This is a genomic window from Carboxylicivirga agarovorans, assembly GCF_050589845.1.
GTDB lineage: Bacteria > Bacteroidota > Bacteroidia > Bacteroidales > Marinilabiliaceae > Carboxylicivirga > Carboxylicivirga agarovorans.
Genome location: NZ_JBNGPA010000013.1, coordinates 1 through 23,739, shown reverse-complemented (window position 1 = coordinate 23,739; position 23,739 = coordinate 1). Strand labels below are relative to the sequence as shown.

At 40.7% G+C, this 23,739-nt stretch carries 17 protein-coding genes; 15 read left to right on the top strand and 2 right to left on the bottom strand.

What is annotated here, in order from left to right:
• The 4 genes from ACRD69_RS14065 to ACRD69_RS14050 all read left to right on the top strand — a co-directional run bounded on the left by ACRD69_RS14065 (window position 1) and on the right by ACRD69_RS14050 (window position 5,197).
• On the top strand, window positions 1-1,665 hold the full coding sequence (locus ACRD69_RS14065) for an ArnT family glycosyltransferase (protein WP_430815737.1): 1,665 nt from the start codon (window positions 1-3) through the stop codon (window positions 1,663-1,665).
• Between the two features lies 1 nt (window position 1,666).
• The gene (locus ACRD69_RS14060; protein ID WP_430815736.1) at window positions 1,667-3,094 is read left to right on the top strand and encodes a glycosyltransferase; all 1,428 of its coding nucleotides are present in this window, start codon (window positions 1,667-1,669) and stop codon (window positions 3,092-3,094) included.
• A gap of 174 nt (window positions 3,095-3,268) precedes the next feature.
• On the top strand, window positions 3,269-3,739 hold the full coding sequence (gene coaD / locus ACRD69_RS14055; protein WP_430815735.1) for a pantetheine-phosphate adenylyltransferase: 471 nt from the start codon (window positions 3,269-3,271) through the stop codon (window positions 3,737-3,739).
• Window positions 3,740-5,197 (top strand): TlpA family protein disulfide reductase, encoded by a 1,458-nt coding sequence (locus tag ACRD69_RS14050; protein WP_430815734.1) that lies wholly within the window; start codon window positions 3,740-3,742, stop codon window positions 5,195-5,197. It abuts the gene before it with no gap.
• 38 nt (window positions 5,198-5,235) lie between these two features.
• On the opposite strand, the gene ACRD69_RS14045 is transcribed toward ACRD69_RS14050, so the two are convergent.
• Window positions 5,236-6,438, bottom strand: a complete 1,203-nt coding sequence (locus ACRD69_RS14045) for a T9SS type B sorting domain-containing protein (protein ID WP_430815733.1) — start codon at window positions 6,436-6,438, stop codon at window positions 5,236-5,238.
• 384 nt (window positions 6,439-6,822) lie between these two features.
• Between ACRD69_RS14045 and ACRD69_RS14040 the strand changes: the two genes are divergently transcribed.
• The 9 genes from ACRD69_RS14040 (at window position 6,823) to ACRD69_RS14000 (ending at window position 17,852) form a co-directional block, all read left to right on the top strand.
• Window positions 6,823-9,102 carry an ATP-dependent helicase gene (locus tag ACRD69_RS14040; RefSeq protein ID WP_430815732.1) on the top strand — a complete coding sequence of 760 codons (2,280 nt, stop codon included), beginning with the start codon at window positions 6,823-6,825 and terminating at the stop codon, window positions 9,100-9,102.
• A 130-nt stretch (window positions 9,103-9,232) separates the two neighbouring features.
• Complete coding sequence (locus tag ACRD69_RS14035; RefSeq protein ID WP_430815731.1) at window positions 9,233-9,835, top strand: DUF4290 domain-containing protein; 603 nt, start codon at window positions 9,233-9,235, stop codon at window positions 9,833-9,835.
• Between the two features lie 26 nt (window positions 9,836-9,861).
• The gene (gene murA, locus ACRD69_RS14030) at window positions 9,862-11,166 is read left to right on the top strand and encodes a UDP-N-acetylglucosamine 1-carboxyvinyltransferase (protein WP_430815730.1); all 1,305 of its coding nucleotides are present in this window, start codon (window positions 9,862-9,864) and stop codon (window positions 11,164-11,166) included.
• 308 nt (window positions 11,167-11,474) lie between these two features.
• Window positions 11,475-12,005 (top strand): TlpA family protein disulfide reductase, encoded by a 531-nt coding sequence (locus ACRD69_RS14025; protein WP_430815729.1) that lies wholly within the window; start codon window positions 11,475-11,477, stop codon window positions 12,003-12,005.
• 17 nt (window positions 12,006-12,022) lie between these two features.
• Entirely contained in the window at window positions 12,023-12,550 is a 528-nt protein-coding gene (locus tag ACRD69_RS14020) for a TlpA family protein disulfide reductase (RefSeq protein WP_430815728.1), read from the top strand.
• Window positions 12,551-12,755: 205 nt separating this feature from the next.
• Window positions 12,756-13,355, top strand: coding sequence for a nucleotide exchange factor GrpE (locus ACRD69_RS14015; RefSeq protein ID WP_430815727.1), 600 nt, complete (start codon window positions 12,756-12,758; stop codon window positions 13,353-13,355).
• A gap of 12 nt (window positions 13,356-13,367) precedes the next feature.
• Window positions 13,368-14,516, top strand: coding sequence for a molecular chaperone DnaJ (dnaJ, locus tag ACRD69_RS14010; protein ID WP_430815726.1), 1,149 nt, complete (start codon window positions 13,368-13,370; stop codon window positions 14,514-14,516).
• Between the two features lie 382 nt (window positions 14,517-14,898).
• The gene (locus tag ACRD69_RS14005; RefSeq protein WP_430815725.1) at window positions 14,899-16,413 is read left to right on the top strand and encodes a hypothetical protein; all 1,515 of its coding nucleotides are present in this window, start codon (window positions 14,899-14,901) and stop codon (window positions 16,411-16,413) included.
• 23 nt (window positions 16,414-16,436) lie between these two features.
• On the top strand, window positions 16,437-17,852 hold the full coding sequence (locus ACRD69_RS14000) for a DUF5723 family protein (protein ID WP_430815724.1): 1,416 nt from the start codon (window positions 16,437-16,439) through the stop codon (window positions 17,850-17,852).
• Window positions 17,853-18,118: 266 nt separating this feature from the next.
• Here ACRD69_RS14000 and ACRD69_RS13995 read toward each other — a convergent pair whose 3' ends face one another.
• Window positions 18,119-19,123 (bottom strand): NAD(P)/FAD-dependent oxidoreductase, encoded by a 1,005-nt coding sequence (locus ACRD69_RS13995; protein WP_430815723.1) that lies wholly within the window; start codon window positions 19,121-19,123, stop codon window positions 18,119-18,121.
• A gap of 327 nt (window positions 19,124-19,450) precedes the next feature.
• On the opposite strand from ACRD69_RS13995, the gene ACRD69_RS13990 reads away from it, so the two are divergent.
• A complete protein-coding gene (locus tag ACRD69_RS13990) occupies window positions 19,451-20,533 on the top strand; it encodes a family 10 glycosylhydrolase (protein WP_430815722.1) in 1,083 nt (360 codons plus the stop codon).
• A gap of 124 nt (window positions 20,534-20,657) precedes the next feature.
• A complete protein-coding gene (locus ACRD69_RS13985) occupies window positions 20,658-22,913 on the top strand; it encodes a glycoside hydrolase family 20 protein (RefSeq protein WP_430815721.1) in 2,256 nt (751 codons plus the stop codon).
• Window positions 22,914-23,739: the final 826 nt, after the last annotated feature.

The window sequence follows — 23,739 nt, the reverse complement described above, 5'->3', positions numbered from 1 at the left end:
ATGAATAAAACAAAGAGCCTACAAGCTTCCCAAACCATTTTAACAAAGGTTGAAGACTGGTGTCAAAAACATCAATTGGCGATTATATCATCAATTCTCGGAATATTCACTCTGTTTTCTCTGCTACTGTTTAACCTCCGGGTCAGCGAAGGAGGTGATGACAGTACTTATATAATAAGAGCTGTTAACTTTATTAACGACGGTAGCTACCCATCGTTTCAAGGACCATTGTATCCCATGTTCCTGTCGATTTTTGTGGCCTTGTTCGGCATTAAGCTGGGACTTTTAAAAATTACCTCATTTGCACTGATGTTAATCAGTATGTGGCTTTTCTATAAAACATTTAAAGATAAGATAGCCTACACATTGCTGTTTGCCACTCTTCTGATGATATCGGTAAGCAGTTATTTTATCTATTTCACCAGTCAAACATACAGCGAAGCCTTATTTTTATTATTGCAGGTACCTGTATTTACTTTGGTATATGAATTACTTAACACTGAAAAAGACACTAACAAGCTGAAGTATATTATAGCGCTTAGTGCTGTTATCCTGGCATCATTCTTAACTCGTACCATTGGCATTGGAACACTCATAGCGGTGATACTGTTTTTCATCATCAATAAACAATATAAAAATGCGGGTTTAGTCGCCGGATGCTTTATCATCATGCTTGGACTGTTCCTTATTATTAAAAGTGCCATTTGGCAAACAGCCTTATTTGATAGCGGGCAAGCCAGCACTCTGATATATAAACATCCATACCAGCTCGACAAAGGCAAAGAAACCATAGGAGGTTTTATCACACGCTTTATTGATAACTCCAACTTATATCTGTCAAAGCACTTTTTGAAAATGACAGGTTGGCGCTCCTTATCCACTAACGCGACCATTAGTTTATTAACTATTTTGATATATGCCCTTTTTGGGTTTAGCACCGTTAGAGCATTTAAAAACAACAAACACCTTCTTTTTGTAGCGGTTTATTTAGTAACAATGCTGGGCATTACCTTTATTGTTTTGCAAAAACTATGGGACCAGTATCGTCTAATCATTCCATTCTTTCCGTTTATGGTCCTAATCCTTTTATACGGAGTTTTGGAATTCAGCAGAAATAAAAAAAGCAAATTACAGCAGTACCTGTTTATTATACTTGTTGGTATAAGTGTGGTTAGTACAACTGCCCAATCTCTTTCAAAGATTGACCTTCTTACCTTAAGAAAGAATCTGAAAGGAGATGTATATGAAGGTTATACCGACGACTGGAGGAATTACCTTTCAATGGCTGAATTTGCAGGCGAAGAATTGCCAGAAAACACCATGGTGGCAGTACGTAAGCCTAACATGGCACGTATTTATGCCAACGGAAAAAAGTTTTATGGCATCTATCGTTTTGATACCACAGACCCGGATCAACTATTACAACGACTAAAAGAAAGGGAAGTAACACATGTTATCATGGCCAGCTTGCGAAAGAATCCGCTTGTTAACAATGGCCAGACAATCAACACCATACAACGCTACCTTTATATCATATCCCAGAAGTACCCGACCGCATTTAAGTTTCAAAAACAAATTGGAACAGTTGAGCCTGCATACCTGTTCCTGGTCGATTACGATGCAGCAGCGATTACTAAAGACACAACAAATCAGGAGACAAAATAAGATGAAGGTTAACGAGGAGCGAAGAGCCTATTTTGAATCAAGGGCCGGCAATTGGATAAAATACCGTAAACGCAGATCCTATTACTGGGACTCAATAACGCGCTACTGTAACTATTACATACACAAAGACAGTTCTGTTTTAGAGATTGGCTGTGGTTCAGGTGAACTTCTGGCCGCAGTGAAAGGAAAGAATAAAACGGGCATTGATTTTTGCGAACCCATCATCAACCAGGCCAAGGTGCAGTTTCCCGACATTCGCTTTGAATTAATGGAAGCAGAAAACATCAATCTGGAAGAAAAGTATGATGTTATTATTTTATCAAACCTGATTGGTGTGATTGATGACATTGAGCACGTGTTTAAAGAACTTAAAAAAGTATGCCATGAACAAACGCGTATCATCGTCACCTATTACAATCGCATATGGGAACCTATCATCCGTTTTGCTGAACTGTTGGGCATTAAAAAACGTACACCCGAACAAAACTGGTTATCAACGGGCGACATAGCCAACCTCCTTTATCTGTCGGATTTTGACGCCTATAAGAAAAACCGAAGCATGCTGATACCCTATCGCATACCGCTTGTATCTTGGTTAATGAACCGTTTCATCTCACGCTTGCCTTTTTTCCAGCTATTTGGATTAAACCAGTTTGTATTTGCCCGTCCTTTTCCGCCTCGCTTGAAACAGGAGGAAGTTGATGAGCGTTATTCTGTTTCAGTGGTCGTGCCAGCCCGTAATGAGAGTGGTAATATTGAAAAAGCAATTTTACACACGCCACAAATGGGGAAGTTCACCGAGCTGATATTTGTCGAAGGCAACTCCACTGACGACACCTGGGAAACCATCCAACAAATGGCTGAGAAATATAAAGACACCCATCGCATTAAGATCATGCAGCAGGATGGCAAAGGCAAAGGAGATGCTGTGCGAAAGGGGTATGCGTCTGCAGAAGGTGATATTTTGATGATACTTGATGCGGACTTAACAGTTCCTCCCGAGGATTTACCCAAGTTCTACAATGCAATTACCCGTGGTAAAGGAGAGTTTATTAATGGTGTACGCCTTGTTTATCCGATGGAGAAAAATGCCATGCGAACACTAAATAACATTGGCAACCACTTCTTCTCGCGCCTGTTTAGCTGGATACTAGAGCGACCTATCAAAGACACGCTTTGTGGAACAAAGGTTATGTTTAGAACGGACTACCTTAAACTTGCAGAAAACCGCTCCTTCTTTGGTGATTTCGATCCGTTTGGTGATTTCGATCTATTATTTGGTGCTTACAAACTCAATCTGAAAATTGTAGATTTACCTATCCGTTACCGCGAAAGAAAATATGGAGACACTAATATTTCCCGTTTCAGTCATGGTTTGATATTACTACGCATGTCAGCCTTTGCAGCTGGAAAAATTAAGTTTTGGTAGATAAATTTCACGAGAACTTGCTTGACAACCTATTTTTTTCAAATTTTACGCTCTTGAAGCATTTGCTTTTTTAATGGAGTTGTCAGACTTATCATCCAGCAACATTAAAGTGTGATCAGAACTTTGATGCTTATATTGGACTCTGATCAATTAATATACTGATACACAAAAGGTATGAAAACAGCTATTTTCCCGGGATCGTTTGACCCGTTTACAGTAGGGCACGAAGATGTTGTAAGACGAGGCTTAAGCCTGTTTGATAAAATCATTATTGCCGTTGGCTACAACTCAAATAAAAGGGATTTTTTCCCGCTCGATAACCGCATGCAGTGGATACGCGATGTTTTTATTTCAGATGAACGCATTAGCGTTGAGAAATACGAAGGATTAACAGTTGACTTTGCAAGGGAGATTGGCTGTACACACATTTTGAGAGGTATAAGAACCTCAGCCGATTTCGAATATGAACGAGCTATTGCACAGGTCAATAAAGCCATGAGCGGCATTGATTCTGTTTTCTTATTGACCACACCAGAACATACACCGGTCAACAGCTCAATTATTCGCGACATTGTTAAGCATGGTGGTAATGCCGGACAATTTTTACCTGAAGCCATCCAGAAGAACATTCAAAACTTTTTATAGATGCGTAAAGGCGTATTGGCAATATTTCTGTTTTGTGCAGGTATACTTGTGGCACAACAGCCTCCACAGTTGGTGACCATTAAAGGCAATGCGCCCGAGTATGCCGACTATAGCCTTGTTATGAAGAAGGTTGCCAACCCCATCTCTGGCGAAATGTCAGATTTTTTGGCGATACATGTTGACCAGGATGGCTCCTTTGAACAAAACATTGAACTGTCTGCCATAACCTACGTCACTATTGACATGGGAAAGTATGAAGGAAGCATCTTTCTTGAACCCGGTCAAACATACGAACTTGTTCTTCCTCCTTTTCAGCCACGAACCGATGCTGAACGATTCAACCCCTATTTCATACCTGAACAAATTGAATTGGGTATAGCCAATGAAGAGGCGCAAGGTCTGAATCGTATGATAAGCAGCTTTGATTCTTATTTTTCAGAACAATACAATGCCAATGCTGTCAGTATCTTTTCAAAGGGTGACACACGAAAGGCTCAGGAGATTATTACAAAAACCGACAGCTTATTTGATTCGGACCTACCCTATTTCGTGAAATATAAGCAGTATGCATACGGTGAGCTATTGACACTGGCATATAAACGCAATAAACGCAAGGCCATGTATTTTGCCATGAGAGGAGAACCTGTCAACTATTCCATGCCATCCTTTCAGCGCACCTTTAACACGCTTTACAAAAGCTTTTTCACATCCTACTTTTCATCAAAACAAGGAGATGCCTTACGGGATGCATATACCAAAACAGCTGCATTCGACAGCTTATCACTTGTATTTAGAAAAGATACCCTGTTTGCCAATGTCGAAATGGCGGAGATAGTTTTATTAAAAGGGCTTTACGATGCTTTTTACTCAGGCAGATATCAGCAGGAACAGATCATCGACTTGTTTAAGCAAGCTTATGAAAAGGGCAGTACCATTAACATCAAAGATTTTGCCCGAAGCCTTCATAAAAAAGTTACATGGTTACGACCCGGCACATCAGCTCCTCAGTTTACGCTTTATCGACTTGATGGCAAAGAGCGCTCTTTAAGTGATTATGAAGGAAAGTTCGTGTACCTGAATTTTATGCACACGAGCAACCACACTTGCAAACAGGAACTTCAACTGCTCAATGTGCTTTCAAAACAGCTGCGCCGCGAGGTAACGATAGTCACCATTATTATGGATGAAGATCCTACAGCTGCACAAAAACTGGTGAAAGAGAATAAATACCGCTGGGACTTCCTGCATTACGCGGCTATGCCTAAAGTAGCTCTTGACTATCGCATCAGGGCTTTGCCAGCCTATTTTGTGCTGGACCCGAGTCAGAAATTACGATTATCGCCATCGCCATCACCTGGCGAGAGCTTTATTCCGCAGTTTACCGAGGCACAACGAAAGTATCATTACGAACAATTACGCAAGGATAAACCTAAGACCAAAAGCATATACGATTTATAAAGGTTTTTATGTGATTGCGAATCACTTAAAAACACATTCTAATTGTTAGTTACAATCAGGTGAACCGCACCCTCCAGTTCAAGGTTTTCTCCTTGATTATACCCCTCTGCTTTTATCTTATAGAAGTAAACGCCCGGCTCTGCTTTTTGACCACCAATACGTCCGTTCCAACCCACTTCCGGATTAGTGGTTGAATATACCTTTCGACCCCATCGGTTATATATCAACATGCTGAACTTATTAACAGAACGATAGGCCACCCTGAACTCATCATTCTCTCCTATACTACTGAACGGAGTAAAAGCATTTGGCACTTTAACCACCATTTCATTGACCGTAAATACCTCGGGCGCTGATTCACTATCACACTCTGAATCTGCATTTCGAACATACAGAACAACGGGGTAACCACCTTCAACAAATTTTTGAAAGGTAAATATCGGATCGGGCACAAAATCTTTCCCGCCTTCACCAAAAGTCCATTCCCAATCGGTCACATTGCCCAATGATTCATCGGTAAATCGAACAACCATGGGTGCAGAGCCTTCTGTAGCCTCATTATCAGCTGTCCCTTCTGTTTCAAATGAGAAGGCTGCCTCAACAGCAATAGCCTCATATGAATAGTCAGCCTGAACAGGTTCCATACCATCTGCAAACTTACCACCCACTTCTACTGAGTAGTTGGTATCTTCGGTTGGCGCGTTAATAAATCGGGAATATTCATTTTCATCACTAACAGGTCCTGCTGGTGTTGAAATCCATTCATACCCGTAATCAACTGTTATAGCACTGTTATCAGTGGCATGACGATAATAGGTAAGTATCTTATTTTGTGTATAAGCAGTTATTCTAATATTACTACATGAAGCAAAAGGTACACCAACAGAATCAATTTGAGCTTGCGGAACAAAGTTCCAGCAGTAATAGTTAGCCCTGTTTCCATTTGAAGCGGTCACCTCAACCTGGTATCCGCTTTCTGAAATATTAGTCAGTGATGACATGGTAGCACCCCCGATTGGCTCAAACGAATTAGAGCCTGTTGAGTATTGATACCACTGATAAGCTATCCCTGCCGGAGCAGTTAGTGCTGCATTAGCAATATCTTCATAAAAGAAAACAGGATCATTAACAGCACCACCTCCATACTCAGTTTGTTCGGAATAAAATGCATTGGAGGTAATTTGCGCACTTGAACTAAGGGCGCATATAAGAAATAAAGTAAAAGATACTAAGCGAATCATCAGACCAATTTTTGTAATCTTAACTAAAATTCAGGCAAGTACAGCTGTTTAATCAAACTTTTGTTATCTGCCTTTAAAACTAATTAACCTTTTCAAAGCTATAATAAATCTTCTAACGATAAAATGTATAATATTATTATACCACTTAAAACAACCTGAGTTTGATATAAAGTTCCAATTCATTTTCCAAAACTAAAAGGCATCATATTTCCCGGTGGCTTCAGCCCTTTTTACTTTCATTGGAATTCACATGCAATAGCTAAACAACACGACCTGCTTAAAAATCCATTTGTGGAATTAAAGTGAAGCCCTATTTTTGCAATACAAAGTTTAACAATGTAGACCAATTTCATTTTGAATATTGGTCATTTAAATCGGAGTATCGTGCAGGATTATTTAGAGGGATTAAATGAGGCTCAGCGTAATGCAGTTGTTGAAACGGAAGGACCATCATTGGTTATTGCAGGCGCGGGATCGGGTAAGACACGCGTTTTGACCTTTCGTATTGCTCACCTTCTGAGCGAAGGCGTTAAACCGTACCGGGTTTTGGCGCTTACCTTTACCAATAAGGCTGCCAAAGAAATGAAGGAACGTATTGGCTCGGTTGTTGGTCAGCATATAGCCGGCAGTTTATGGATGGGAACCTTTCACTCTATCTTTGCCCGAATCCTTCGCTACGAATCCAAGCACCTGGGTTATCCATCGTCTTTTACCATTTATGATACACAGGATTCAAAAAATCTCATTAAAAGCATTGTCAAAAAAATGAAGCTGAACGAGAAAGCCTACAAACCGGGTAGTGTTCTTTCACGTATTTCAGCTGCTAAAAATGATTTGGTAACACCGGTTGTTTATGCGCGTGACGTCAACCGAACAGCCAATGACAAGGCTTCGCAGATGCCTATGATTTATGAAATATATGCACGATATATGAAAGAGTGCTATAAATCAGGGGTTATGGACTTTGATGATTTATTATTGAATACCAACATATTATTCCGCGACTTCCCCGATGTATTGAAAAAATACCAGGATCAGTTTGATTACATCATGGTGGATGAGTACCAGGATACAAACTACTCCCAGTACCTGATCATTAAAAAGCTTGCTGAGAAGCACAAAAATATCTGTGTAGTGGGTGATGATGCTCAGAGTATCTACAGCTTCAGGGGTGCCAAGATTGAAAACATACTTAATTTCAGAAACGATTATCCGGGCTATAAGCTATTTAAACTTGAGCAAAACTACCGTTCATCGCAAAACATTGTAAATGCTGCCAACAGCATTATTGAAAAAAACAAAGGCCAGATCCAAAAGAATGTATTCTCGGCCAATGATGTTGGCAACCCGGTGAGGGTACTAAAAGCATACTCTGATGTTGAGGAAGGCTTCTTAATAACCAACGATATTTTTGAGAAGCGCATGAAAGATCATCTGGAGTATAAAGATTTCGCCATCCTTTACCGTACAAATGCACAATCAAGGGTGTTTGAGGAAGCCTTGCGCAAAAAAAACTTACCCTATAAAATATATGGCGGTCTGTCTTTTTATCAGCGTAAAGAAATTAAAGACCTGCTGGCCTATTTCCGACTGACAATAAATCCATCTGATCAGGAAGCTTTAAAACGTGTTATTAACTATCCGGCACGTGGCATTGGTAAAACCACCATGGATAAAATTACAGCTGCTGCCGATTCCAGTGACCAGAGCATTTGGAATATTCTGATCAATCCAAACATAGCTCAAATTGGCATTAATGCGGGTACGCAAAAGAAACTGGCTAACTTCGTAGCGCTTATTGCCCAGTTTAAAGCACAGCTCGAGAATCTATCAGCATATGAGCTGGCAGCTGAAATCACATCGGCTAGTGGCATAATGAAAGACTTACATAACGACAAGTCGATAGAAGGCCAGGGGCGTATCGATAACATTGATGAATTACTGAACGGTATTAAAGAGTTCACCGAAACAAAACAGGAAGAAGGTGAGCCGGCCAACCTGGTTAACTTCCTTGAAGATGTGGCACTGCTAACCGATCAGGATAATGAAAAAGCTGATGATATTAATAAGGTAACACTTATGACTATTCACTCGGCAAAGGGACTGGAATTTAAAAATGTGTATATCGTTGGTGTGGAAGAAGGATTATTTCCAGCCACCCAATCGACCGACAGTGAGAAAAACCTTGAGGAAGAACGTCGACTATTCTACGTAGCAGTTACACGAGCTGAAAATAACGCCACCATCTCGTTTGCCCGCTCCCGCTATAAATATGGCGAACTAACCTTTAGTAAACCGAGTCGTTTTATCGGCGATATTGACCAGTCATACCTCGATATTAATCCCGAAGATTTTGTGGGTAACGAACGACCAAAACCAGCCTTTAGGAAAACAGGAATTAATCAAACGGATACGGGGCTTAAGCCGCGCATACGCATGAATTATACTTCAGAAGCAGGTCAGGCAAAACCAAAAATTAACTTTAAAGCTTCAAACACCAATGGGCTTCAGGCCGGGATGCGTGTTGAACACGAACGCTTTGGCCAGGGCGAGGTGCTTAGTATTGAAGGAGTTGCTCCTAACGTAAAGGCCACAGTTAAGTTCGTTAATGCCGGACAAAAACAATTATTACTCAAATTTGCCAAACTAAAAATTTTGACTTAGTTTTGTGGCATACAGTTACTGCGCTAATAAACAACAAAGTAACACTACTCCGAAAGGAATTATTAAAGAAAATTCCGTAGAACATACCACCGTTTGAAGGATAAAAAAAGTAAGATTTTAATACCAATTGATGGATTACAATTCTAATCGAAAAAATTTGATTCTACCTGAATATGGTCGTCATATTCAAAAGATGGTTGACCACGCTGTTACCATTGAGGATCGTGAAGAAAGAACAAAGTGTGCCAAAACAATCATTGGCATCATGGGCAATATGTTTCCACACTTGCGCGATGTGAATGATTTCAAGCACAAGCTTTGGGATCATCTGGCAATCATGTCTGATTTTCAACTGGACATCGATTACCCATATGAGTTGCTGGCTAAGGAAACATTGACAAAGCGACCTGAAAAAATCCCGTATCGTAATAGCAAAATCAGCTACATGCATTATGGGGAACTGGTTGAGAAAATGATTGAGCAAGCCATCTTACTGGAAGATGAAACTGAGCGTAAGCACCTGATTGTGATGATTGCCAATCACATGAAGAAATCCTTATTCATCTGGAATAAAGACTCAGTAACCGACGAGCGTATCTTTGATGATCTAAAAAAGTTATCTAAAGGTAAACTCATCGCCGAAGAAGGAACCAAACTGACCGAATTTAAAGAGCAGCACCAAAATCGTAATGCTCGTAAAAAGCGTCCGCAGAACAAACCAAAGAAGAAGTAACAACAATTTGCCCTAAACTTTTCGCAATGAATTGCTTTGAAATAGAAGGCGGCCATCGCCTGAAAGGAGAAATTACACCTCAGGGTGCCAAAAACGAAGCTTTACAGGTAATATGTGCTGTATTACTTACGTCTGAAAAAGTCACCATTAATAATATACCCGACATTGTAGATGTCAATAACCTGATTGATTTATTAGGAGAAATGGGCGTTGTTATTAATCGTATCAACCGTAATACATGTGAGTTTACTGCAGCTGATGTTAATCTGGAGTTTCTTCAAAGCAACGAATTTAAGAAAAGAGCATCATCATTGCGTGGATCAATAATGATCATGGGTCCTTTATTAGCACGTTTCGGCAAAGCCTACTTCCCAAAGCCTGGTGGAGATAAAATTGGGCGTCGCCGTTTGGACACGCACTTTATTGGCTTTGAAAAACTCGGAGCCCGCTTCAACTTTGATGCCGAAGACATCTTTTATACCGTTGAAGCATCAGAGATGAAAGGATGCTACATGTTGCTTGATGAAGCATCAGTAACCGGAACAGCCAACATACTTATGGCGGCGGCTCTTACTCCGGGAACTACAACTATATATAATGCAGCCTGCGAACCCTATTTGCAACAGCTCTCAAAAATGCTGATTGCCATGGGTGCCAGAATTAATGGTGTTGGCTCCAACCTGTTAAGCGTTGAAGGTGTAAAAGAACTTAATACCTGCAGCCACACCATCCTGCCCGATATGATCGAAGTAGGAAGTTTTATTGGTATGGCAGCAATGACCAGCTCCGAAATAACCATTAAAAATGTTGGTATTGAACATTTAGGAATTATCCCTATGATGTTTCAGCGCATGGGCATTAACCTGCAGGTAATCGGTGACGATATTTTTATTCCTGAACAAGAAACATATGAAATAGATACATTTATTGATGGATCAATTATGACAATCGCTGATGCACCATGGCCAGGCTTAACACCCGATTTATTAAGTGTATTCCTGGTTGTTGCAACACAGGCCAAAGGAAGTGTCCTGATTCATCAAAAAATGTTTGAAAGCCGCTTATTCTTTGTTGATAAGTTAATCGATATGGGTGCACGCATTATTCTTTGTGATCCGCACCGTGCAACTGTGATTGGTTTAAATAAAGAAAATGCATTACGGGGAGCTAATTTAACATCGCCTGATATACGCGCAGGAGTTGCGTTGTTAATTGCTGCATTATCTGCTCAGGGTAAAAGTACAATTCAAAACATTGAGCAAATTGACCGTGGCTATCAAAATATAGATATCAGGCTTCAAAAACTGGGTGCGCGCATTAAAAGAATTTAAATACCCTTAACATTTTTTATATAACCATCAGGCTGATTATTAGCCTATTTAGAATCAATCTATTATAAATTTCAGTACCCATCCACGTACAACTGCCTGTTTATGTGCGAGTTACTCGATTACTCTTACCAATATAAAAATAGATTTCACAAATACAAGTGACTAAAAATTGGCCATTGCAGAGGCACAATTTAACTTTGCACACTGAAATCACACACTTCATCACATAAAACTGCATGTTCATCTAAAAAGAAAAAAAACCTCGTTTATTTTTCTGAAACTTTACATCGAAATTTAATTAAAGTATCATGAAGCAGCTAAAATTAATATTAGCTACTATAACTGTGAGTTTATTCTTTTTGTCATTTATGAATGACAATCAGGATGCCGTAGTTGGTTTGGAAGCCGGCAATAAAGCCCCGGTATTTCAGGCCGAGCTTATCGATGGTACGCCGTTTAACCTGGAGGATCTTCAAGGCAAGATGGTCCTTCTTAATTTCTGGGCGTCATACGATGCGCAGTCACGCATGAATAATTACTACCTGAACGACATGCTCGAAACCTATAAGGCTCAGGCCTTTCATAATGGCGAAGAGTTTGTGGTAGTAAGTATTTCGCTTGACCGCTTTAAAGCTCCACTTAAGCTTGCCATTGAGCAAGATGAAACCATGGAATTCATGCATATATGCGATTTCATGGGTGCTAACAGTAGCATTAGCAAGATGTATAACATCGAAGAGCCGGTTAATATTCTTATTGACGGTGAGGGACGTATAGTTAATAAAGACGTCGAGTATTCAACGATTGAAAAATCGCTAGCCTTCCTTGCAGCGATCTAAACAGCCAACGAAATTTTATGAAGCAATTAAGTAAATACCCTTTAGGGGTGCTTATGGTATGTATGCTGTTTTTTACAATGACAGTAATGGGGCAAAAGAAAGGCACCAATATTGGCGATATAGCACCTAATATTAAGCTGCGTAATCCGGAAGGCAAAGCGATCGAATTGGAATCTTTACGTGGTCAATTGGTGTTAATCGATTTCTGGGCCAGTTGGTGTGGTCCGTGCCGACAAGAAAACCCTTATGTTGTAAATACCTATAACACGTTCAAGGATATGAATTTTGAAGGCGGCAAAGGCTTTACGGTATATAGTGTTTCGCTGGATAAAAAGCAGGCAGCCTGGGAAAAAGCAATCAAAGATGATAAATTAAGCTGGCCTAACCATGTGAGTGATTTGGCAGGTTGGAACAGCAGAGCTGCGGCTATGTATGGTGTCAATGGTATTCCAATGAATTTCTTAATTGACAAAGACGGTATTATCATTGCAAAAGACTTACGTGGACATAATTTAAAGGCTACACTGCAGGGCTTAGTCAAGTAGCATTGAAAAAATAAATGGCAAAAAGGCACTTTCATTAGTTATGTTAGTGCCTTTTGTCATGCTATTAAGTTATTACAATATAATTAGCATTAAAATCTGTCATTTTGTCCATCAGCAATAATATGGCAGAATAATTGTAAATTTGCAGCCGTAATAACGGTAGTAAGTTATTGCAATCTAAACGAAATAATTAAAGTAAGATATAATGGATAAGAAGTCATCTAAAAAGGAGAAAGCGAAAGAAAAAGCGATGGATGCACAGGCAGCTGAGGAAATTAACGAAATGAATGAGGAACAGACGGCTGCTGAGAACGAAGAAACTAATGGAGAAGTTAAGGAAGAGGTACCTGAGCAAACAGAAGAAGCCACATCTGCCGATAAGCTTAGTGAGATCAACGATAAATACCTTCGTTTAAGCGCTGAATATGACAATTACCGTCGTCGTACCCTGAAAGAAAAGATGGAATTGACTAAAACAGCCGGCGAAAGTATCCTTTTGGCACTGTTACCTGTTATCGATGACTTAGACAGAGCAATGGCTCACATGAATGATGCTAAAGATGTGGAAGCATTGAAAGAAGGCATGAAACTTATCCACACTAAATTCAACGATTTCCTTGGACAGCAGGGCATGAAGGAAATAGAAGCAAAAGATAAGGAATTTGACACTGACCTTCATGAAGCAGTAACAAAGATACCTGCTCCAAGTGAAGAGATGAAAGGTAAAGTGATTGACTGCATCGAAAAAGGTTATACTCTGCACGAGAAAGTAGTGCGTTTTTCAAAAGTCGTTGTTGGCGAATAAATAAGCTGAGCTATGTCGAAAAGAGATTATTACGAAGTACTGGAAGTATCAAAAGGTGCTTCAAAAGAAGAAATAAAAAAGGCCTATCGTAAGAAGGCGATCAAATATCACCCGGATAAAAACCAGGGAGACAAAGCTGCTGAAGAGAAATTTAAAGAAGCTGCAGAAGCATACGAGGTCCTTTCAAGTGATGAAAAACGTCAGCGTTACGACCAATACGGGCATGCCGGTGTAGGCGGTGCTGCAGGTGGCGGTTTTGGTGGCGGAGGAATGTCCATGGACGATATCTTCTCTCACTTTGGTGACATTTTTGGCGGTGGATTTGGTGGTTTTGGCGGCTTTGGTGGTTCGTCACGTGGCGGCCGACGCGTCAACAAAGGTTCCAACCTGCGTGTTAAAGTGAAGCTTAACCTTAGCGAAATCGCCAACGGTGCAGAGAAAAAGATCAAGGTTAAAAAATACGTTGAATGTAACCACTGTAGTGGTTCTGGAGCTGAAAACGGTTCATCATACAGCACTTGTTCGACCTGTAATGGAAGTGGGCAGGTAACACGTATCTCTAACACCATATTAGGACAAATGCAAACGGCATCAACCTGTCCTACGTGTGCTGGTGAAGGAAAAATTATCACCAATAAGTGTAAGCACTGTGCAGGTGAAGGTATTATGCGCGATGAAGAAATCATCAGCCTGAACATACCGGCAGGTGTTGAAGAAGGTATGCAACTATCTGTTTCTGGTAAGGGTAATGCTGCCCGACGTGGCGGAATCAATGGTGACCTTCTTGTACTTATTGAAGAGGAAAAGCACCCTGAACTGGTCAGGGATGGTAATAACCTTATATACAGTCTTAACATTAGTATTCCGGATGCCATCCTTGGAAAAACAGCTGAGATTCCAACTGTTGATGGAGCTGTTAAGGTTAAAGTAGAGGCCGGAACACAACCTGGAAAAATTCTTCGCCTGCGAGGAAAGGGATTACCCGAAGTCAACAGCTACGGGAAAGGTGATTTATTGGTTCATATTCAGGTTTTCATTCCTAAAGATATCAGTAAGGAAGAACGTAAGATTGTTGAGAAATTCCAGGGTGCCGAAAGCTTTGAACCTCAAAAAGGAAGCGGTGAAGGTTTTTTTAGCCGCATGCGAAGCATGTTTGATTAATCAAACACATATATATTTTCAAGGAGCTGGGTTCGCCCGGCTCTTTTTTTGTCCTTTTATCAAATAAAAGACCATATTCATGTAAGCGCCCTTTTTTATATAAGAAGCGCCACCCTCCTTACATATATGATATTCTGAAGGTTACACCTCTCCGCCATTAATGTATAGAATGTTTTATGTCAAGCTACAAATAAATCCGTCAGAATTGATGAAACTTAACTGTACTTCATACGTTAATTTTGCCATATAACACTGTTTGGTGGGGACTGAACGAGCAATATTTTAACCATATCCATGATGGATAGTTTGTCTTAACTGCAATACAGCTATTGCAGTTAACCGACATGCTCGTGTCTGCATTAAACTCTGAAATAAAAAGGACATGAAAAAAATTTGGGTGAGCCTGCTTTCGCTATCATTGCTGGCAGGTTGTATTGGTGATGAATTTGACACCGATCTTATTGTAGATGATGTTAATGTAACAAGTGGTGTTATACTTCCACTAGCACACACAACTGTTACGATGGGGGACATACTATCAGATCAGACTGATATGATAAGGTATGAAGATGACAATATCATCTTTTTCAGTGAAGAGGATTCGGTAGAATATGTGGGTATTAATGATTTTTTCAGGTTATCTGAAGCTTCTCTGGATAATTTGCCCTTTAGTTATGGAATATTCAATATACAGGATGAAGTAAAAATTGACCGCTCCATATCTTTTAACATACCAGATGCCACTGTCAAAACGGTTGAAATGGATTACACCATCTCTGCCTCTGCCAGCAACCTGTCAGATCCTATTCTTTTAACACTGACATTTCCATCGGCCAATCCGGGTCAAACGACCAAAAAAATAAGTATAGAATTGGATAGCAACCAAAGCACATCGCAAAGCTTCACCAATGACCGCATTGAGTTAGCTGATAATCAACTTCCACTAAGTATTTCAATTGCCCCGAAAAACAAGGTGGATTCTTATCCATATACCACAGGATACATCTCAATCAGATTTGGTGATTTTGATTTAAAATATGTCAGGGGAACCATGACCGAGAATGCAGTGGAGATGGAACGCAATACCTATGACCTTGATTTTGACGTACTGGAAGATATCCCCGGTGATGTGGAGTTTAAAGATCCTCGCATATCATTAATTTTTGATAATGCCACTCCTTTTATTGGCTTAATCATTCCTGAGTTAACAGGTCAGTTAGACGATGGTGCTGTCACTAATTTAAGCTCACCTGTCATTGAACTGCCGGCATGTCCTGATAATCAAGACAGGATCAGGTACATCTATGAACTAAACCGCAATAACTCAGGTGTGACTGATTTTATTGCCAAAACACCTACGAACCTTATCTACGAAGGTGATTTAGTGCTTAACCCAGGGGCCTCCAACAAAGATGAAATTGAGCTGTATGCCGACGACCGTATCTATGTTGGATATGGCGTTGAGGTACCACTCGACCTTAAACTGAATGCCATGCTTGATGAAGAGGTAATAGAACTCGATGACATTGATGTGATTGAAGATATAACCAATGCACGCCTGGTTTTCACTTCTGAAAACGGATTTCCCTTGGCCGCCAAAGCTGATCTTGAGTTTTACGACGATGACACACAGCAGGTGCTGGAAACCATTGAAGTAAATGTAGTTAAAGCAGCTGTGGTTAACAGCGAAGGTATTGTTATTGAGAAGGTAAGTCACACAGAAGTGATTGATTTAAGCGATTCACAAATCAAGAACCTTAACAAGTCAGAGGAAATTCGCATTAAGGCGTCTCTGCAAACCAGTGACTACGACAATGGAACATCTGTTGTTTTCCTGAAAAGCAATGAATTGACCATCAAGCTTGGCATAAAGGGTCAAATTGTTCAAAACAATTAATCTCATCACAAAGAATCTATATAATGAAACATATATATATTGCAATCATTTTGCTTGGCGTATCCATCATTGCCCAGGCTCAGGATAACGCCTTCATGCTGTTAAAGGGCGTACCCCAGACAACTCAGATCAACCCGGCATTTCGACCGGTCGGTGGCGGTTACTTCTCATTGCCGGCATTAGGCTCAGTGAAAATCAACGGAAGCAACAGCGGCTTTTCCTGGTCTGACATAATTCGCAACGGAACAGGCCTACAGGCCGACTCACTGGTTATCGACCTGGATAACTTATCTGATAAGTTGCAGGACAATAACCTGTTGGCGAGTGAAGCATCAGTACAAATAATAGGCTTGGGCTTCCGCGTTAAGAAAGCGTTCATCACGTTTGATATCAATCACCGTTTTAAAGCCAATGTTAAATACCCTAAATCATTACTTGACCTGCGATACGGTAACTATAACTACGATCAGGATGTACCGATCAGCCACAGTTTATCTGATCTGTTCATTAACACAATGGATTACCATGAGATTGCCTTGGGTGTTTCGCACCCCATCACTGAGAAGCTGACTTTCGGAGCACGCATCAAATACCTGATCGGTGTTGCCAACGCTGAATCGGAGAAATTCAATGTGGGCATTGAAACCCTGGCAGACGGAACCATGATCATGAATTCAGATGCAGCCATTCGTACCTCGTATCCTTTGGTAGTTGAACTTGACGAAGAGGGATATATCGACGATGTAAGTACTGATGATGACGCGGATGCAGCTGATATACTAATGGGAGACAATCGAGGCTTTGGCTTTGATGCAGGCCTTACATACCAGCTAAACGAGAAGTTTACCTTTGGCACGGCTGTTAATGACATTGGTTTTATCAATTGGAAGAGCAACACTAACCGCTTCTATTCAAATGGCACTTTTGAATACAACGGTATTGACATTTCCCAAACCATTACCGGTGATGACGATGATGTTGATTACCTTGAGGATTTAGCCGATGATTTTGAAGATTCGTTTAAGTTTAGCAGTGATGAATCTAGCTATAAAACAAACATCATGGGAAGCTTTAATGTTACGGCACAATATCAGCCTAAAGAATGGCTTGACCTGGGTGCTATCTATAAATCCTATTTTGTCGATGGAGAAATGGTGCCTGAAACAACATTTGCCGTTGGCTTAACGCCCGGAAGTGCCTTGTCAACAGTATTTACCTACTCATTAATGAAAAATGCCCCTGCCAATTTCGGTACCGGTATTGCGGTTAAGCTTGGTGCTGTACAAATATATGCAGCAACAGATAACATCAATTCATTGGTGTCACCTGATAAAGCCAGATATGTGAATGCGAGATTAGGAATTAACTTTGTATTCAATGGGCGCAAGAAGAAACAAGTTATTGAAGACATCGAGGTGGTGGAAGAAAGCATTGATTAAACTATTTTCTTATCCACTGAAAGGATAATCAAAGATTTAAGGCTCAGACAAAGGCCGCTAATAATTAAGCAAAGCGCGCAAAGTATATGGAATTAATATTCGATACTTTGCGCGCTTTGCGTTTTATGGTTTTGTGGTCTTTACGAAAGATATCATTGATTCAGGACACCCCCTTTTTTAGAATGCCTATAACATCAGACTATCAGATATTCTTTGTTATATACTCCCAAAATGGACTGATGTTTACATGACAAAGCTACACTACCTTATAACTTGTTTAGCATTTGCTTTGCCAGGTATGGGGCCATTAAGCCTCCCCGTGAGCCCAATCCATTAAATATACCAACAGATGCTTGTTCTTTAAGAAAAGTCAGTACCGGGCGCCTGTCGGCCAGTGTTGGGCGAATTCCTCTCAACTGCTGATTGATGGTAAAGGGTAGATTCGAGATAAGTTCCCATTTCTCTCTTAGCTCCTGTAACTTCTCTTCGGTGGCATTCAGGTCTTGCCAATGATGTGCGTAGGTCGCTCCAATTTTAAAAGCATTCTTACCCACCGGCATTACAAAAACACCTTTACTCACAATGGAGTTAAGTTCTAACCCCTTTACCTCAACATCTAACAGTTCACCCTTGGTATTATTCCATTTCAGATGTTGAAAAAGTCGACATTGAGCATCAAAACTCCCTCTGCAGAATATGATCCGATCCGCACTAATTCCTTTCCAGCGAATGCCATCAGTCAACAGCTCCAGCTCATCATCCTTCAACTCGTCTTCAATTAACAGCTTTTCTTTCTTTAACAATTGTCGATAAGCATCCAGCATGGTCGAAATATCGAGCCGGGCACTGCGTTTAATCGTACCGTAACCATATGGCTGTTTAATACCATTGGGTAAGTCGTAGTTGGCATCTGTAGTTATATAATCATCCAGTTGCTCTTTCTCGTTTCTATGCTGCCAAAAGTGCTCATCTTCTTTTCCGTAAAGCTTATTTATAACTAATGGATAATAGAATCGGCAGTCGAGAAATGTTTCCAGTTCCTGATAGAGCTGATGAGCATAGGGGTAAAACACATCGGCCTGCCATGTTTTTGTCACTCGTTTTACAACAATAGGATTGATCAATCCGGCAGCTACGCGCGATGCACTTCCCGGTTTTTGAATGTCAATGACCTTATGGGATATGTTTTTCTTCATCAAATGATAAGAAAGTAACGTTCCGGCCAAGCCCTGACCAACTATCAATACCTCAGTGTTTTCTGTTTTTTGCATCTTTCTGAAACAACATTAGTGTCATCAAAAGAAAAAAGATATGGCACATTTGTTCAATTATCTGTAACAAGATTTCAATTCGGTGCCATGTGGCCTTTCTATATTTCGGTCTTTAAAATAAAAGGCTGACCTTAGAGAATAATACCGGTTTTATTTTGGAATGAGCCATTAACGATTTTAAATATTTTGAATGTGATGCAGCTAAAAAAATAGTGTTGAAAGCATATGCTAAGATGATATTTTTTAATGCAGAGTAAATTCAGGAGAATAAAATTATAAGTCTCAGTTCAATGTAACATTGGTAGAAAACCTCTAAAATGTATTATTATGAAGCTATTTAATAAACTTATCGGTTTAGTTGTTTTGACCCTGATCATTTGCTTGTCAGCTTGTCAACCAGCCAAAGAAGAATCATCTGCCAAACACTATGTATGGATGGGTGAAGGCAAAAACGAAGGCACTGAAGAGCTGGAAAAGATGTTTATCAAACTGAAGGAAACAGGTATTGATGGGGTTATGTACCAAACCTCTCTTGAAAAGTATCCCGCTGCAATTGAACTGGCACATAAACATGGTCTGGAATTGCACGCCTGGCAAACAATATTGCGCCGCTATGATGACAAGTTATTAAGCGAGCATGCCGATTGGTACACTGTCAGTCGCGATGGGCGCTCTACGGCAGAACACCAGCCTTTTGTTGATTACTATAAATGGTTATGCCCTACAAAGCCTGAAGTCAGAGCTTACCTGACTAAGTTGGTTGAAGACCTGGCCGTTGTTCCGGGAATGGATGGTGTGCATCTTGATTATATCCGTCACTCCGATGTAATCCTGGCACGTGATCTATGGGACGTATACGGATTGGTAATGGATAAAGAATATGCCGAATTTGATTTTTGCTACTGCGATGATTGCATTGAACGCTACAAGAAAGAGACAGGTGAAGATGCATCTGCTTTTGGCGATGCTGCTCCAGATAATGAAAAATGGCGACAGTTTCGTTATGACATGGTGACTGAGACCGTTGATGAACTGACAAAAGCCGCTCATGCCAAGGGCAATAAAATTAACGCAGCCGTTTTTCCAACACCTACTATTTCTAAAAAACTGGTACGCCAGGAGTGGGACAAATGGGCTCTTGATGCTTATTATCCGATGAACTACCAGAGTTTTTACCAGGAAGATATTGCATGGGTCGAGCAATCGTGTGTTGAAGGTGTTGAAGCACTAAAAGGCCGTGTACCATTGTATAGCGGACTTTACATGCCGGCATTCAGCACACCGGAAGAATTCCGCCAGGGCATTCAGGCTTCTAAAAAAGGCGGGGCCTCAGGTGTATGCATTTTCACGCCATATGGCATGGAAGATGAACATTGGGCCATATTGAAAGAAGAAATTGATAAATGGTAATATGCAGACTAAAGACTGAAGACACTAGACATAAGATGATCAGAACGCTGTTGCCTTCAGCTTAAGGCTTTACATCTTTTGTCTTATATCTTGGGTTTAAGGTCTTTTATCTTAACACAATCATATGAGATTTAAACAACTGATAGTAGTATTGGCAGCCATATTGGCGGTATCGTGCTCAAAAAAAAATGATGAAGCAATGCTTAATTTGATTCCTTATCCCGCAGAAGTACAGCAACACAGTGGTCAATTGGAATTCAATATCAACAATTTAAGCATAGCATCAGATGAGGCTTTTGTTATTCAGCTTCTGAACAAACAATTATCTGCCGAATATGGTATCAAGCTGCCAGTAGCAGATAAAGGGATGATTCATTTTAGTTTGGTGCAGGATGGGTCTATACCATCGGAAGGCTACAGGCTGAGGGTTGATAATAGCATACTGATAGAAGCAAGTGAAAAAAGCGGCTTGCTATATGGTGCTCAAACCCTGCGTCAGCTGCTATCGGTTAAAGGTGATAAAATAAGCATTCCAAAGCTTGAAATTACCGATTACCCTCGTTTTGCCTGGCGGGGCATGCACTTCGATGTATCCCGCCATTTCTTCGGTGTAAAAGAAGTGAAGCAGTTTCTGGATTACATGGTCATGAACAAGCTCAATACCTTCCATTGGCATCTGGTCGATGATCAGGGCTGGCGACTTGAGATCAAGAAGTATCCAAAATTAACAGAGCTTGGTGCCTGGCGTAATAATGTGGGATTCACTGCCAACCAGGAGAAAGGCTTAAATAAGAAAAACACCGAACCATATGGTGGTTATTATACACAAGCAGAAGTACGAGAGATAGTGGCATATGCCTCAGAACGTAACATTACTATAGTGCCTGAGATAGAATTACCGGGGCATTCTGCTGCTGCTCTTGTTGCTTATCCTGAATATTACTGCAATAATGCAGGTGAATTGGAGATATGGGAACAAGCAGGGGTCTCAGCGGGTGTATATTGCGCCGGTAAGGAATCAACCTTTCAGTTTCTGGAAGATGTACTGGCCGAAACCATGGAGCTGTTTCCTGGTGAATTTATTCATATTGGCGGTGATGAAACACCAAAGGATACCTGGCTGGCATGTCCTGAATGCCGCCAGCGAATGAAGGAGGAAGGCGCCCACGACGAACATGAACTACAAAGCTATTTTGTACACCGCATTGAAAAATACCTGAACAAGCACAACAGGCGTTTGATTGGTTGGGACGAGATTCTCGATGGCGGTCTGGCACAGAGTGCCGCTGTTATGTCGTGGCGTGGAGTAGCAGGGGGTATAAAGGCAGCTGAGGCCGGCCAAGATGTTGTAATGACGCCAATGTTCCCCTATTATTTCAATCACACGCAAAATCATTTGAGCAACTCTCCGGGGCATCCGGGCATCAGTACCTTGCGCGATGTATATACTTTCCCATCAATCCCAACTGATATTCCTGCCGACAAACGCCATCATGTCATTGGTGTACAGGCCAATATGTGGAGCGAGTACATGCCTGAGTTCAAGCATATCGAGTACAACCTGTTTCCACGCGTGTTTGCCATTGCCGAGGTAGCGTGGAGTCCGGCAATACGGGAATGGGACGATTTTTACGCACGTGTAAACAATACCCTTCCTTCACTTGAGAAACTGGGTATCAAACACGGTGATATCAGCTATCATGTGCGCATTAACGTGGAGCCTGATTATGAAAATAAATCGGCCACACTTGAGTTTGTTTCTGAGCGCCCCAACACAATTTATTACACAAAGGATGGTAGTGAGCCCACGTCACAAAGTACTGTATACAATGCACCGTTTGTACTGAATGAAGATGCGCATATTAAGGCATGCCAGTTTAAAGAGGATGGCAGCACCACTTTTGTTTCCGAGAAAGAAATCATTTTTCACAAGGCATTTGGCAAGCCTTATGAATTAAAATATGCCCATGCCCCCCAGTACGACGGCGGTGGTAAGTATGGATTAACAAATGGTTTTCTGGGCGTTGAAGTTGGTGTTGAAGAAAAACCAATTGACCTGACAATTGACATGGGAAAACCAAGCGAGATAAGCTATATTAATTCACGCTTCAAAAATGCACCTATGTCATGGGTATTCGGACCTAAAAAAGTGCGGTATGAAGTGTCTGAGGATGGTTCCACATTTACCGAAGTGGCACTGTTTGAACCAGGCGTGACAGAAAGTGATGTCAATGAAATTGTACAGTATCCGGCAGAATTTACACCGGTAAAAGTTCAATATGTGCGTATCATTGCTGAAAATGTCGGTTTATGCCCGGTCTGGCACCCGGCTGCGGGTGGAAAAGCCTGGTTGTTCTCAGATGAAGTGATAGTGAAGTAGAGAAGACAGATCACAGGGGGCGAAAGTTTATTAGGAAACGTTTCCTGTTTACGCGGTCTTTCATCCTATGTGAGATAAAATTATTTGGTGTAGTTAGTAGTAGACGCCTCCGGATTGTTATTTGTGCAATTGGAGGCGTTTTTTTTGCCAAATTGTTGATTCTTTATTGATACAAAAGTGGGATAACAAACTACCAAAACTATGGCAAATATATCCATGAGCCTTAAAGCACAATACGAAATACCTACTTAACAATAATGCACATCAAAGAGTAGCCCACATCGGTATTTTAACATCGACATGCCAAAAATCAACTCTGGTAACGCTTTAGTACTACTTCTGTAACTCGTCTAAATTTCTTCGGTAAACTTACGGAGTGGCTTCGGTATTTCTTCGGAGCTCCTTCGGTATTTCTTCGGTACACCTTCGGATCAACCTCGCTGGCAGCGAGGTTGATCCCGAAACAGGCCCCTTTTAGACTATAGACAGGTACTTCTGTGATACCTGCAATAACGTGACTTACCCAATAATATTTTGATAAATACGAGGCCTAGTTCAGTTCCTTCAGGACATGGAAATAATAGTAATTTTAGTATTCTTAATTAGTTCAGATGAATGAAACGCTTCACTCTACATTATTACATTTAAATCATCTTTGTTCCAATAAAGCTATGATATTCCTCCAGGCAATGCCTTTTAGTGTTCGAAAAGAAGTTTTATAAACGTATAGATCTATGCATCATGTAAATCAGCTCTCCTCCTTACAAAAAGGCTGTATGTTTGTAATAAGAAACACATAAGCCTCTATTGTGTCGTAAATTAGATA

What these genes read in the sequence shown, in the direction of transcription:
- ACRD69_RS13990 (WP_430815722.1), top strand. Translation starts at nt 19,451, where the DNA reads ATGAAGCTATTTAATAAACTTATCGGTTTAGTTGTTTTGACCCTGATC.
- ACRD69_RS13985 (WP_430815721.1), top strand. Translation starts at nt 20,658, where the DNA reads ATGAGATTTAAACAACTGATAGTAGTATTGGCAGCCATATTGGCGGTA.
- ACRD69_RS13995 (WP_430815723.1), bottom strand. Translation starts at nt 19,123, where the DNA reads ATGCAAAAAACAGAAAACACTGAGGTATTGATAGTTGGTCAGGGCTTG.
- ACRD69_RS14065 (WP_430815737.1), top strand. Translation starts at nt 1, where the DNA reads ATGAATAAAACAAAGAGCCTACAAGCTTCCCAAACCATTTTAACAAAG.
- murA (WP_430815730.1), top strand. Translation starts at nt 9,862, where the DNA reads ATGAATTGCTTTGAAATAGAAGGCGGCCATCGCCTGAAAGGAGAAATT.
- ACRD69_RS14050 (WP_430815734.1), top strand. Translation starts at nt 3,740, where the DNA reads ATGCGTAAAGGCGTATTGGCAATATTTCTGTTTTGTGCAGGTATACTT.
- ACRD69_RS14005 (WP_430815725.1), top strand. Translation starts at nt 14,899, where the DNA reads ATGAAAAAAATTTGGGTGAGCCTGCTTTCGCTATCATTGCTGGCAGGT.
- ACRD69_RS14020 (WP_430815728.1), top strand. Translation starts at nt 12,023, where the DNA reads ATGAAGCAATTAAGTAAATACCCTTTAGGGGTGCTTATGGTATGTATG.
- ACRD69_RS14015 (WP_430815727.1), top strand. Translation starts at nt 12,756, where the DNA reads ATGGATAAGAAGTCATCTAAAAAGGAGAAAGCGAAAGAAAAAGCGATG.
- ACRD69_RS14025 (WP_430815729.1), top strand. Translation starts at nt 11,475, where the DNA reads ATGAAGCAGCTAAAATTAATATTAGCTACTATAACTGTGAGTTTATTC.
- ACRD69_RS14060 (WP_430815736.1), top strand. Translation starts at nt 1,667, where the DNA reads ATGAAGGTTAACGAGGAGCGAAGAGCCTATTTTGAATCAAGGGCCGGC.
- ACRD69_RS14035 (WP_430815731.1), top strand. Translation starts at nt 9,233, where the DNA reads ATGGATTACAATTCTAATCGAAAAAATTTGATTCTACCTGAATATGGT.
- dnaJ (WP_430815726.1), top strand. Translation starts at nt 13,368, where the DNA reads ATGTCGAAAAGAGATTATTACGAAGTACTGGAAGTATCAAAAGGTGCT.
- ACRD69_RS14045 (WP_430815733.1), bottom strand. Translation starts at nt 6,438, where the DNA reads ATGATTCGCTTAGTATCTTTTACTTTATTTCTTATATGCGCCCTTAGT.
- coaD (WP_430815735.1), top strand. Translation starts at nt 3,269, where the DNA reads ATGAAAACAGCTATTTTCCCGGGATCGTTTGACCCGTTTACAGTAGGG.
- ACRD69_RS14000 (WP_430815724.1), top strand. Translation starts at nt 16,437, where the DNA reads ATGAAACATATATATATTGCAATCATTTTGCTTGGCGTATCCATCATT.